The following is a 12,420-nucleotide window of genomic DNA, read 5'->3' on the forward strand; positions in this document are numbered from 1 at the left end:
CAAAACGTTTAAAATACTCTAGTTGTTTTTTTCCATAAAATGAGTAATCGGCGGACTCGTTCCGGCAGTGCGTGTAAGTTCGGTTGGTTTATAGGATTCCAAAAAGAAAGACGCATGGCGAGTTGTGGTTAAATGGTCTGCTTTGCCTTCTCTTGCCGAAAAACCAGGTAGGAGTAGCCCGCTGATCCCAAGGCTAGTCCTAACGCAATAATCAGAATCATGTTACTTTTCCAAGGCGTTGGCAACAAGAACGCTAAAATAGTGCCCAGCAAGCCTACCGCTACCCAGATTGGCGCCACGCGTTGGTGGGTTTTGCGCCAGACCACCTCGCTATCGAGCGTCCAGGGCGTGCGAATACCGACAAAATAATTATGGCGAACGCTATACATCAGGTTACCCACTCCCGCCAGCATCAGGCACACCAAAGCCGTCAGAAAGCTTAGAAAACGATCGCTGGCCAGCCCCTGCGTGGTCGTATAACCAATGCCAATAAGCAGGACAGCCCAGAAAACCGCGATCAAAAGGCGCATTTTATAGTAGTTGGCGGTCTCTAATTTTTGTTTGGGATCCAGCGCCGGGATGTAGCGAAAAAGGAGGTACATAAAGAGAGTCATAATTCCAAAAATGGTGACAAAGGTTTCTTTGGAATCGTAGCGGTTGGGGGTTCCCATCGAATCATAATGCATGGGAACGGTGGCCGGTAAGCGGTTGTAAATGAAGGCCAGATAAATCAGGGGCAGCAGCATCACACCTCCCAGAATCCATTCGCTGAAGAATACACTTTTTTTCATGGCTTTATGCTAATTATGGTTTAGTGTCATTTTGTCGAAATCCCATCAGCCAGCCCAGCAACTCGTCCAAAACCGTGGTATTGAGCGTATAGCGAATAAACTGGCCTTCTTTGGTTGCTTCCACCAAACCCGCCTGCTTCAGCAAGTCGAGGTGGTGCGAAATGCTCGGCTTGGTCATGTCAAAACGATCGGCTATTTCCCCGGCTGTGAGATCCCCTGTGCGCAGGAGTTCGAGAATTTGCCGACGGGTAGGATCGTTCAGCGCTTTGAACAAAACGTTCATGGGTTTACTGTTAAATATTTAGACAAATATCTAAATAATAAATTTTACAACAAGCGCACCTGTATAATTAGGGCGAAAAAGAGGATAAAAGGTGTGGCGTATTTTTAAACGGGTGGCTGCCAGCGCCACAGGTAACGACAGGCCAGGGTGCGGTAGGGACGCCAGGACTCCGCGATTTCGTGAAGGCGCTGGTAAAGGGCCCGCCCAGTCTCGGTTAGCTCATAGGCCCGCACCATTTTCTGACGAATAACCAGATCATCGACGGGAAAAACGTCCGGTCGGTCGAGCACAAACATCAGGAGCATTTCGACCGTCCAGCGTCCAACCCCTTTGATTGGGATCAGATACTGGACGACTTCTTCATCGGTCAGCGCGGTGAAATAGGCGCTATCCAGGCGGTTCTGCATGGAAAACTGGGCAACGCTTTGTAGATAAGCTGACTTTTGTCCCGACAACCCAGCGGTACGTAATTCTTCCGCCGACAAGGCCACCAGCAAATCGGGGTAGGGGTAATTCTCCGGAAACAAAGCGCGAAAGCGGGTAAAAATGGCGTTGGCGGCTTTCACCGAGATCTGCTGGGAAACAATGCTTTCCAAGAGCGCCAGGTAAACATCACCCTCGTAGTCAAAGGCAAGTTTAGGGGCGGGTGTGGTGGCAATGATTTGCGCCAGAACCAGATCTTGAGAAAGGTGCGTGAGGGACATCGTGAAAAATTTAGCAAAGATAATCAGGCAGGGGCATAGCCGCGCTCGTCTCGTCGGGTTCGGGTGCTAAACGAACCGTTTTGAGCGGAATAACACCCGACCAGGTGGGTAAACTGCGATCTTCCGGTTCGTCATTTGGCCCGCCCGTGCGGATTTTAGCCGAGGCTTCGTCCAGCGTAAAAGCGAGGATCGTGGTTTTTCGCATCTCACTGGCTGTTGAAGGACGCAGATCCTCCCAGCGGTTGGGAATGAGCTGGTTAGTAATCAGCGCCAGTGCTTTTTCCTTTTCCGCATTATCCTCAATTTTTTCTGCCTTTCCGAAAATAATCACGGAACGATAATTAACCGTATGACTAAAGCCCGATTTAGCCAGCACCAGGCCGTCTATCAAGGTAACAGCGATACAGACCGGGATGCCTTTTTCAATCTCACGGATAAAATGGCTGCCGACCGACCCGTGAATGAAAATGCGGTTCCCTTCGCGGGCGAAAGCCGTCGGGATGGAGAAAGGCTGGCCGTCCTGGGCAAAGCTAATCGTACAAAAAAGGGCCTCGTCCAGAATAGCGTGAATCGTTGGTTCGTCGTAGTGGGCGCGTTTGGCGGTACGGCTCGGTGTTGTGCGGCTTGTTTGCATGTGATTTTAAGAAATACATTTTTAAGTTACGGCTCAAATATCTTTCTTTAGTGGACTATGCAAATCGTCCAGTTTTTGAAAAATAAGTAGTCCGGTTATGCTGCCTTTTAAAACGCTACTCGTCATTGATAAAAATTCAGAAATACCGGTCTTTCTGCAATTGTCGGAACAACTGGAACGGCTCGTCCGCGAGGGTATACTAACCCCCGGGCAGCGTTTGCCCGGTACGCGGCAACTGTCCGATCTAGTACACCTCCACCGGAAAACGGTCGTGGCGGCTTATGACGAGCTGATTGCTCAGGGCTGGTTTGAAACCCAAATCGGTAGCGGTACGTATGTTTCCCGGCATTTAGCCCAGAGCCAGCCCCAGTCTTTTGGCGATAAAGAAGCAGATACCAAGCCTATAGAAAAACCGGGCTATGCCTTCCGACAAAACGACCACCTGATGCGTCCCGTCCTGGCTACGTTGCCTGGCTTGCGTCTGGATGATGGCTTTCCCGATATTCGCCTGGCTCCGATGGAAGAATTGGCCCGCGCCTACCGCAGCTATTTCCGCTGGGGCGATCCGCAGCAGCACTTTGGGTATGGCGATACAAAGGGGCATCCGCTCCTGCGTCAGGAGTTGTCGGCCTACCTGAACGAAACCCGTGGTTTACGCACGACACCCGACAACGTGCTCATTACGCGGGGCAGCATCATGGGCATTCATCTGGCTAGTACGCTGCTGCTTCAACCCAACGATATTGTTGTTGTGGGTGAAACCAACTGGTCGGGGGCCAACATGAATTTTCGCCAGGCCGGTGCCCAAATATTGACCGTACCCGTGGACCAGCACGGACTTGACGTGGAGGCCATTGCGGCCATTTGCGAAAAACAGCCTGTTCGAATGGTCTATGTAACGCCCCACCATCATTACCCCACAACGGTTACGCTGCGGGCTGACCGGCGGCTTCGGCTCTTGCAACTGAGTCAGGAAGCTGGTTTTGTGCTGCTGGAAGATGACTACGATTATGATTTTCATTACCAGAGTCGCCCTATTTTGCCCTTGATTAGCGCCGACCGGCACGGCATGGTGATTTACGTTGGTTCCTTGTCTAAGTCGGTGGCCCCTGCTTTTCGGATGGGGTACGTGGTGGCACCGGCGGCACTCATTGACGAATTGGCCCGTCTGCGCCGTATTATTGACCGCCAGGGTGATTCGATGCTGGAATTTGCCATTGGGTATTTGTTCCGAAATGGCGATATGCGGCGTCACCTGAAAAAATCGCTTCGTATGTATGAGGCTCGGCGCGACTATTTTTGTGCTTTGTTAGCGGATGAACTGGGCGATCGGGTTCAGTTTACCCGCCCGGATGGTGGCCTGGCGGTCTGGGCGGCGTTTGATCCGGCCATTCCGCTAACGCAACTGGCGGAGGCGGCCCAGCGCGAAGGGTTGTTTTTTGCGAACGGGCAAGCCCATAATCCTCCCGGTAAAAGTCTTAATAGTACGCGTTTAGGCTTTGCTTCCAGCTCAGAAACAGAATTAGCCCAAAGTGTGGCGATCATTAAACGATTGATTTATTAAGTAGTTTTGTCTGAAAAAAATGCTTAATATGCTTCTGTTTTAGCTGTCTGGGCGGCTTCCCAACCCAATAGGGCGGTTTTTCTTACAGCGCCCCAACGGTAGTTTCCGAAGAGTCCTGTCTTTTTAATAACACGGTGGCAGGGGATGAGGTACCCAATGGGATTGTTCCCAATGGCAGTTCCAACGGCACGGGAAGCGTTAGGCATTCCGATGGCTGTGGCAATCTGATCGTAACTGGTAATTCGGCCTTCCGGAATGCGGAGTAGAGCCTCCCAAACCTTAAGCTGGAAGAAAGAGCCTTTTACCAGCAAACGCAGTTGTTCCGAATTGCCAGACACAAAGATGCGACGGGCCAGGGTTTCTAAGGCGATTTGGTCGGGCTGAATTTTCGCCCCGGGCCACTCGGCTTTTAAACGTTGCACCAGGTTTTCGACAGGTTCTGATTCATCGAGAAACCAGAGCTTGCAGATTTTTTCGTCCAGAGCGGCCAGGAAATACAGGCCGAATGGCCCGTCGAAAATGCCATAACGGAGCAGTAAACCTTCGCCCGCCAGTTTGAATTGGCCGGGGGTAACGCCCTCCAGCGTGACAAAAAGATCATGCAGGCGGCTTGTCCCCGATAGGCCTGAAGCATCGGCAGTTTCGGCCAGTGTCAGTCCCTTGCGAAGTTGGCCTTTGGCGTAATCAAGGGTCAGGTATTGCAAAAATTTCTTGGGACTAACCCCGGCCCAGTCTGTAAACAAGCGTTGAAAGTGGTATTCGCTCAGGTAAGCTTGCTCGGCCACTTCGGCCAATTTTGGCTGCTGCCGGAAGTTATGGTTCAGATAATCAATGGCGCGGGCAATTTGTTGGTAGGTTTCGCTCATTTTATTCATTGCGTTTGCTAAATTAACGAACAAAAATACTTGCCTAAAAAGAGGAATAGAACCCGATTCTTGCGAACTTAGGCGCTTCTATCCATTAGGATACTAAATTTAGTGAGGGTATAATTTAATTTTATCATATTATAATTATATTCAGTCTGGTCTGATTTTTGTAAAGGGTAGCTCATTAATGCATTGCAGATGAAAAAGGAAGATGTTTGGGCAAGTCCTGATGAACAACGTTATCGCCGCTTATTGGAATCGGTTGATGATATAATTTATACGACTTCGCCGGATGGCTATTTCCTGTACGTCAACCCCGCCGTAGAAAAGATACTGGGATATGCAAAGCAAGATATTGTTGGCAAACGGTTTACGGAATTAATCCATCCCGATTTTCAGGAGACCGTACTCTCTTTTTATGAAGACATGTTGACCTGCAAAAAAGAAAGTACGTATCTGGAATTTCCGGTGGTGACACATGCGCAGCAGATTATCTGGATTGGCCAGACTGTTCGCTGTATTCCGAAAGGAGAGAGTGGGTTCGAGTTTGCCGCCGTAGCACGTGACATAACTGAAAAATACCGCGCTCAGGAATTGCTCCAGCAAAGCGAGGAAAAATATCGTAGTATCATGAACAACATGGAATTAGGGTTACTGGAAGTGGATAATAATCATACCATTATCCGCGCCTACGAGCGTTTTTGCAAAATGGTCGGCTACACTGAAGAAGAACTGATTGGCAAAAAAGCGACCGACTTGATTGTTGTTCCTGAATACATGGCGTTGCTGGAAGAAAAGCAAATGAATCGGATGTCTGGCGAAGCCGACTCTTACGAAATGCCGATTCGCTGTAAAGATGGGGCTGAACTTTGGGTCATCATCAGCGGCACGCCCATTCGGGATTCGGCGGGAAATGTAATTGGTTCTTTGGGTATTCACTACGATATTTCGGCCCGGCGGAAGCTGGAACTGGAACTCGCTAACGCTAAGCGGATTGCGGAAGAAGCACAGCTGGCGGAGAAGCAATTTCTGGCCAACATGAGCCACGAAATCCGGACCCCTCTGAATGCCATCATCGGCATGTCGCACCTGCTGTATGACACCCAGCCAACCAAGCAGCAACTGGAATACTTCGAGATTATTCAAAGCTCCGCGAACTTCCTGCACAGCCTGATTTCTGACCTGCTGGATATGGCCAAAATCGAAGCAGGGCGCCTGGAAATCATTGCTCGGCCTTTTGATTTGGTGGGCTTTCTGCGCAAGATTCAGAAAATGTATCAGATCCGGCTTCGAGAGCGGCCTATCTCGCTCCACGTCATGATCGACACGCAGATTACGGGTGAAGTGCTGGGCGATGAGTTGATGCTGAACCAGATTCTATTGAACCTGCTGGGGAACGCCGAAAAATTCACGGAAAAAGGCAGCGTCAGACTGAGTGTACTGGTTCTGGAAGAAACCGATAAAGAGTTGATTCTGGAATTTCAGGTGACGGATACCGGAATTGGCATTGCCGACGATAAAGTGGATGTGATTTTTCAGAAATTCAAACAGATTGAGACGAACGAAGGACACAAACACAAAGGAACGGGGCTGGGGCTGGCCATTACCAAAGAACTGGTTGAAGTGCAGGGCGGTTCGATTTCGGTATCGAGCCGACTGGGCCGGGGCACTACCTTTACATTTACGCTTCCGTTTACCAAAATAAAGTCATCCGCTTCAGAAGGGCAGGAGGTTGTCCAGCCGGGTCCCGGAACGCATCTGAAACACCGCCGGGTTCTGATTGTAGAAGATAACATCATGAACCAGAAGTACGTTGAGCAGCTTCTCCGGAAGTGGGAGATCAATTTTGAGCTGGCAACGGACGGACGGAAAGCCGTTGAATTGGCAAAAAATCAGGTCTATGATGCGATTTTGATGGACATTCAAATGCCGATCATGGATGGATACGAAGCAACCATCGCAATTCGGACCGTGCAGAACATCAACCAGAATACGCCCATTATTGCGTTGACTGCTTCGGCGCTAAACGACCATAAAAAAACGGCGCTTGCCGTTGGGATGAATGAATTTTTGACCAAGCCTTTCTCGCCCAACCAGCTTTGGGAGTCGCTCAACCGACTGATTCCGACCGAGGCAGGCGAGGAGGTGAAGGTAGAGCCCGTGGTGGAAGAAGTCACACAAGCCGCTCCGGCTGTCGGCAAAGCGTATAACTTCGCCGATTTGTTTGATGGTGACAAAGAGTACATTGGCTTTATGCTGGAGTCGTTCCTGACCGATATTGTGCCGGAAGTGCCTTTGATTAAATCGTACGTTGATGCACAGAACTGGGAGTCGTTGAAGAAAATTGCGCACAAACTTCGTCCTGCTTTTGGGATGCTGGGCCTAACCGATCTGGAAAAGAAATTTGCTACAATGGAGAAAAGTGCGCTGGAAAATCCAGAGGCGACCAAACTAAAAGCCTTGCAGGAAGAAATTCAGCGGGAAGTTGAACAGATAACGGGTGTTGTTCAGCAGCAATTGGATGAGTTGAACAAAGCCTAAACTGGCCCGCAGATGCTGCCATCAGGCAACAGCTGCGTAAGCCTTTGGGTTGCTTCCCGTCCATTTTTTAAAAGCCCGCCGGAAAGACGCAGGCTCTTCATACCCAAGCAAATAAGCAATTTCCTTGATGGAATGCTGCCGCTTTTGCAAAAGCTTAAACGAAATATCCCGCCTTACCTTATCGGTGATTTCCTTAAATGAAGTAGCTTCGGCTTCCAACCGGCGCTGCAAACTCCGCCGGGACGTATTCAGTTGGTGGGCGGCTTCTTCAATGGAAATAAAGTGCTTGTTTTGAAATTTTTGCGTAACCAGCGAGCGGATAGTGTCTGCAAAAGGCTGTTGCTGTAGCTGTTCCGCCCTTAAATCCTCAATGATCTGTTTGAAATAATGGAATAAAACCGGGTTGTTGCCGGGAAGGGGCATTTTTAGTTCTTTCGCCGGAAAAATAATCTGGTTATGCTCACACTCAAAGTAAACCGGGCATTGGAATGTTCGCTCAAACGCTTCGGCATAATCAGGCCTCGGAAAAGAAAAGTGGATGCGAATCGGTTGCAAGCGCTTCTTGAGTAATTCGCTAAACTGGTGCAGCAGGCAGGATGCCGTGTACTCCAATCCTTTCTGTGACGTATATGGCCTATAGTACGCAAAATCCGGGTGGGCGTCAAACGTAAAGGCATAGCAGTTCTGAACAGGTTCCAGTCCGTAGGAATAGGCCGTCGCAATCTGATTGCTGAAAGATGATACCTGCTCCAAGACAACTAGCAAGCTAGGACTCACCTGCACAATATGGCCGAGAATACCCAGCATACCCAGGTTAGACCGCTGCCCCATTTGCAAACTCACCGCTTCCGTACCTGCCTTCGCAACAATTAATTGCCAAAGCTTTTCGTAAGTGGAGAGGGAGATAAAAGCCATCGGATCCGTCAAGTCGGGAGATAGATCGAGGGCTGCGTAAAACGAACGTACTTCGTCGTTGCTGGAGCAATTGCAATGAATCATCTCCCGCGCGACAGGTAGTGAAATGCCAAGCATGGGTTTAATGAGGCTATCGCCCGAAAATGGTGAAACTGTGGTAAATTTGGGTAATTGCTGCTACGCTTCACACATTCCAGTAAAGGCGTGAAGCGTAGAGAATCAAAAGTAGCGCGCTTTTTTGGGGCTGGATTGAAAAAAAGCGACATCCTGAAAAATTCAGGAACAAAAACTCATCTATTGGTTAAACGGTCTGATTTTATTTAACAGCCGTGGCTTCCATTTCGATAAGAAGCTGGGGGAAAGCCAGGGCTTTCACTTCCGTTAGTGTGCTGGTGGGCGTGCAGTTAGCTGCCGTCAGCCGCGTAATTACCTTCTCGTAATCCTGGAAAAAGGACTCGACCGACGTGGTGTAAAAATTCAGTCGGATTACATTTTCCATGTCATAACCCGCTTGTTGCAGGATGGTATCCAGATTATCGAAGCAGGAACTAAGCTGTTCACTCATGGTGCTTCCGACAGGTTGGCCTTGTTCGTTCATGGCTGCCTGTCCGGAGCAATAGAGGGTATGCGTAACGTATGCCGTTTCGATGGCCTGTGAATAGCCCAACTGATTCTGCCATTTCCAGGGATTGATAAGTCTTTTTTGCATTGTATTTGTTGTATTTGATAAGATCTGATGCAAAACTACAAGGGCTAATTCAGACTGGATTGAATAAAAACGACACGGCGAATAAAACGATAAAAAAATGAGTGCTTCCTTTGCCGAACAGGCCATCGATTATTACCTGAATCTAGCTGAGCCGGCGGGCTTGCCAACCGGTGTTTCCGTGCTTAATCCCTACCAGCAGCCGGACGTGCAGCCTATTATTCGGGAGTTTTATACCCGGTATTTCAACGATGCCAAACCGCGCGTTTTTGTGGTGGGTATCAATCCGGGCCGCTTCGGCGCGGGCGTCACCGGCATTTCCTTTACCACGCCCCAGGCGCTACGGGCGCATTGCCACATCGATAATGACCTGACGCCAACGCCCGAACTGTCCAGCCGGTTTATTTATCAGGTTGTTGAGGCGTTTGGGGGTGCCGAGGCGTTTTACAGCCAATTTTTCCTGACCTCACTTTTTCCGCTGGCTTTAGTCAAGGAGGGTAAAAATTACAATTATTACGATGATCGGGAAACCACCAAGGCGCTCTGGCCAGCCATCGCCGAAACCGTCCAGACGCAAATTCAGTTTGGGGCGCGGCGGCAGGTAGCGGTTTGCCTGGGGCGGAAGAACGAGAAATATTTTCAGCGCCTCAACGACCAGCATCAGTTCTTCGACCGAATTGTAACCCTGGACCATCCCCGTTATATTCTTCAGTATCGCAGCCGCTCGGCGGACGCATATCTGGAAAATTACATCCGAACGCTGGCCGACTGCCTCCAGCTTTGATTCGTCCAGGTGAGTATTTTATCGCGTTCAGTGACTTATTGCTTTGGCCGAAGCAAGTGCCCAAAATACGCCTGGCCTCCACCCGGAAGCTCGTTGGCGGAGGCGCTAAAATCAACCAGGCGTAATCATGAATGAACCGACAAAAGACAACAGAATGCTTAACCGCCGTGAGTTTGTAGGGTGCGCCAGTTCGCTGGTGGCGTTGGGCTTAACTAGTTTTCGAAATGCTAATTCGAAGGCTAAAGCTCAGGCGCCTTTGGCCAACATTCGGATCAAAAATGTAAACTCCAACTTTGAGCGGGAGCCGCTGAATCCGTATCGTTTCAAGGGGAGCGCCATAACGGAAAGCTGGCAGGCAATCGCCTATCTGGAGTCGGAGTCGGGCGTTGGCAAGGTTGGTTTGGGAACGCAGGGCGTATTGTGGTCGGACTCGAAAGTATTCGAAAAGCATTCCGAAGCGGCGGGAAACGCGCTTATGTACGCCATGAGTGAGCGGGCGCTGCAGCTGCTGAAAGGAACCTCCTTCACGAACCCCGTTGAGCTGTTGGATAAGCTGTTGCCGGAAGTACTTGACTACGGGAAAAAGATCACGGGAAACCCAAATTTACGAAAAACATTTGCCTTGAACGCTCTGGTTTGCGTCGATAACGCGGCCTGGTTGCTCTATGCGCAGGAAAATAATATAAGCCGATTTGATGACATAATTCCCGCCGCTTATCGGCCCGGATTGTCCCATCGGCACAGTAAAGTGGCCAGCATTCCATCGTTTAGCGTGGGTACGACCGCTGATACGATCAAAAAAGCCGCCGACGAAGGGTACTTTATCATGAAGCTGAAAACGGGTTCGGCGGGGAGCCAGCAGGAAATGATCGAAAAAGACATTGCCTTTCTGTCGGCTGTGCACAAGGCCATTGGCCACTACGAAACGCCGTACACCAAAAGCGGAAAAATTCCGTACTACTTCGATGCAAATGGACGCTACGAGAAAAAAGAAACCCTGCTTCGTTTCCTCGATCATGCCCGAAAAATAGGTGCTTTCGATCAGATTGCCGTGATTGAAGAACCGTTTGCGGAAGAAAACGAAGTCTATGTGGGCGATTTGGGCGTGCGCATTGCCGCCGACGAAAGTGCCCACACCGTAGAGGACGCGGCGCGTCGTATCGAGCAGGGCTACACCGCCATTGCCGTGAAAGCCATCGCCAAAACGCTGAGCATGACCATGAAAATCACTCAGCTGGCCTACGAGAAAAAGATCCCCTGTTTCTGCGCGGACCTGACCGTCAATCCAATTCTGGTCGATTGGAACAAGAGCGTAGCGGCCCGACTGCCTCCTTTTCCGGGTATGTCCATTGGGTTGCAGGAAACGAACGGCCACCAGTATTTCAAAAACTGGGATAAACTCATGGCGTATCACCCAAAAGCGGGGGCCGTGTGGACTAAAACGCAAAAAGGCGTCTATGAGACCAATCAGGCGTTTTATGATGAAAGCGGGGGAATCCTGATGCCTTCGCCTCACTATCAGGCTTTGTTTCAGAAGTAAGCGACGTTAAAAAGGCAACGCGAGCTGCTGACCGGCGCATTCGTCGGAGCGTTCCAGATTCGACATGGAAACGCCCAGCAGCCGAATGCTTTTGGAAAGTGGAAAAATGCCGTTAAGCAATTCCAGACTAATCCGTTCAAAAAGCGCCGGGTCGGGAATCGAACTCATCATACTACGGCTGCGCGTAATTTGCTCGAAGTCATTGTATTTAACCTTCAGCGTAACGGTTCGACCCAACACCTGAAGCCGTTCGCAGTTGCGCCAGACGGACGCTAGCAAAGGTGCCAATTGCTCGGCCAGTTCTTCCTGGGTGCTCAAATCCTGCTCGAAGGTAGTTTCGGAACCGATGGACTTTCGAATGCGGTCGGGCGTGACGGGGCGGTGGTCAATGGCCCGGGCGATGGTGTAATAATAACTGCCCGCCTTGCCAAAATGAAGCCGTAAAACCTCCTCCGGTTGTTGCCGTAAATCAAGGCCTGTGAAAATGCCCAGTTGATTGAGGCGGGCGGCAGTGACTTGGCCAATCCCGTGAAACTGACCCACTTTCAAATTTTCGACGAAAGCCAGTCCGTGCTGTGGTTTGATGACGTATTGCCCGTTTGGTTTTCGGTAGTCGGAGGCCAGTTTTGCCAGAAATTTGTTGTACGAAATACCCGCCGATGCCGTTAAGCCGGTTCGTTCCAGAATCTCGGCCCGGATTTCTTCGGCAATTTGGGTCGCTGAGCGAATCTGTTTATGATTTTCAGTGACATCCAGGTAGGCTTCATCGAGTGAGAGCGGTTCGATCAGGTGCGTGTATTCGGCAAAAATGGCCCGAATCTGTAGAGAAACCGCTTTATAAACCTCAAATCGGGGTTTGACAAAAATCAGGTTTGGACATTTCCGCAGCGCTACCGTCGAAGCCATCGCCGAACGAACCCCAAACTGCCGCGCTTCGTAGCTGGCCGCCGCTACCACGCCGCGCTGCCTCGAACCACCTACGGCCACGGGTTTGTGGCGCAGTTCGGGATTATCGCGCTGCTCGACGGAGGCATAAAAAGCATCCATATCGAGGTGTATAATTTTCCGGATTTCGGGCTGCTCCATGGCACT

12 protein-coding genes are annotated in these 12,420 nt (G+C 50.2%); 4 read left to right on the plus strand and 8 right to left on the minus strand.

What is annotated here, in order from left to right; genetic code table 11:
- Positions 1 to 128: 128 nt before the first annotated feature.
- The 4 genes from L0Y31_RS13285 to L0Y31_RS13300 form a co-directional block, all read right to left on the minus strand.
- Positions 129 to 791: an SdpI family protein gene (locus L0Y31_RS13285; protein ID WP_234733557.1), complete on the minus strand. Its 663-nt coding sequence runs from the start codon at positions 789 to 791 to the stop codon at positions 129 to 131.
- A gap of 13 nt (positions 792 to 804) precedes the next feature.
- Complete coding sequence (locus L0Y31_RS13290) at positions 805 to 1,074, minus strand: autorepressor SdpR family transcription factor (protein ID WP_234733558.1); 270 nt, start codon at positions 1,072 to 1,074, stop codon at positions 805 to 807.
- Positions 1,075 to 1,178: 104 nt separating this feature from the next.
- Positions 1,179 to 1,778: a DNA-3-methyladenine glycosylase family protein gene (locus tag L0Y31_RS13295; RefSeq protein ID WP_234733559.1), complete on the minus strand. Its 600-nt coding sequence runs from the start codon at positions 1,776 to 1,778 to the stop codon at positions 1,179 to 1,181.
- Between the two features lie 10 nt (positions 1,779 to 1,788).
- Positions 1,789 to 2,412, minus strand: coding sequence for a pyridoxamine 5'-phosphate oxidase family protein (locus tag L0Y31_RS13300; protein ID WP_234733560.1), 624 nt, complete (start codon positions 2,410 to 2,412; stop codon positions 1,789 to 1,791).
- A gap of 97 nt (positions 2,413 to 2,509) precedes the next feature.
- Between L0Y31_RS13300 and L0Y31_RS13305 the strand changes: the two genes are divergently transcribed.
- Complete coding sequence (locus tag L0Y31_RS13305) at positions 2,510 to 3,976, plus strand: aminotransferase-like domain-containing protein (RefSeq protein WP_234733561.1); 1,467 nt, start codon at positions 2,510 to 2,512, stop codon at positions 3,974 to 3,976.
- Positions 3,977 to 3,999: 23 nt separating this feature from the next.
- Here the strand turns inward: L0Y31_RS13305 and L0Y31_RS13310 are convergent, their stop codons facing one another.
- Positions 4,000 to 4,842 (minus strand): methylated-DNA--[protein]-cysteine S-methyltransferase, encoded by an 843-nt coding sequence (locus L0Y31_RS13310; RefSeq protein WP_310587090.1) that lies wholly within the window; start codon positions 4,840 to 4,842, stop codon positions 4,000 to 4,002.
- Between the two features lie 198 nt (positions 4,843 to 5,040).
- Here L0Y31_RS13310 and L0Y31_RS13315 point away from each other — a divergent pair, with 198 nt between their 5' ends.
- Positions 5,041 to 7,383 (plus strand): PAS domain-containing hybrid sensor histidine kinase/response regulator, encoded by a 2,343-nt coding sequence (locus L0Y31_RS13315; protein WP_234733563.1) that lies wholly within the window; start codon positions 5,041 to 5,043, stop codon positions 7,381 to 7,383.
- Between the two features lie 21 nt (positions 7,384 to 7,404).
- Here L0Y31_RS13315 and L0Y31_RS13320 read toward each other — a convergent pair whose 3' ends face one another.
- Positions 7,405 to 8,415 carry an AraC family transcriptional regulator gene (locus L0Y31_RS13320; RefSeq protein ID WP_234733564.1) on the minus strand — a complete coding sequence of 337 codons (1,011 nt, stop codon included), beginning with the start codon at positions 8,413 to 8,415 and terminating at the stop codon, positions 7,405 to 7,407.
- Between the two features lie 199 nt (positions 8,416 to 8,614).
- Complete coding sequence (locus L0Y31_RS13325; RefSeq protein WP_234733565.1) at positions 8,615 to 9,007, minus strand: RidA family protein; 393 nt, start codon at positions 9,005 to 9,007, stop codon at positions 8,615 to 8,617.
- A gap of 97 nt (positions 9,008 to 9,104) precedes the next feature.
- Here L0Y31_RS13325 and L0Y31_RS13330 point away from each other — a divergent pair, with 97 nt between their 5' ends.
- Complete coding sequence (locus tag L0Y31_RS13330) at positions 9,105 to 9,788, plus strand: uracil-DNA glycosylase family protein (protein WP_234733566.1); 684 nt, start codon at positions 9,105 to 9,107, stop codon at positions 9,786 to 9,788.
- A gap of 127 nt (positions 9,789 to 9,915) precedes the next feature.
- On the plus strand, positions 9,916 to 11,328 hold the full coding sequence (locus tag L0Y31_RS13335) for a mandelate racemase/muconate lactonizing enzyme family protein (protein WP_234733567.1): 1,413 nt from the start codon (positions 9,916 to 9,918) through the stop codon (positions 11,326 to 11,328).
- A 6-nt stretch (positions 11,329 to 11,334) separates the two neighbouring features.
- Here the strand turns inward: L0Y31_RS13335 and dinB are convergent, their stop codons facing one another.
- Positions 11,335 to 12,414: a DNA polymerase IV gene (gene dinB, locus L0Y31_RS13340; RefSeq protein ID WP_234733568.1), complete on the minus strand. Its 1,080-nt coding sequence runs from the start codon at positions 12,412 to 12,414 to the stop codon at positions 11,335 to 11,337.
- Positions 12,415 to 12,420 lie beyond the last annotated feature (6 nt).

It is taken from the genome of Tellurirhabdus bombi (genome assembly GCF_021484805.1).
Taxonomy (GTDB): Bacteria; Bacteroidota; Bacteroidia; order Cytophagales; family Spirosomataceae; genus Tellurirhabdus; species Tellurirhabdus bombi.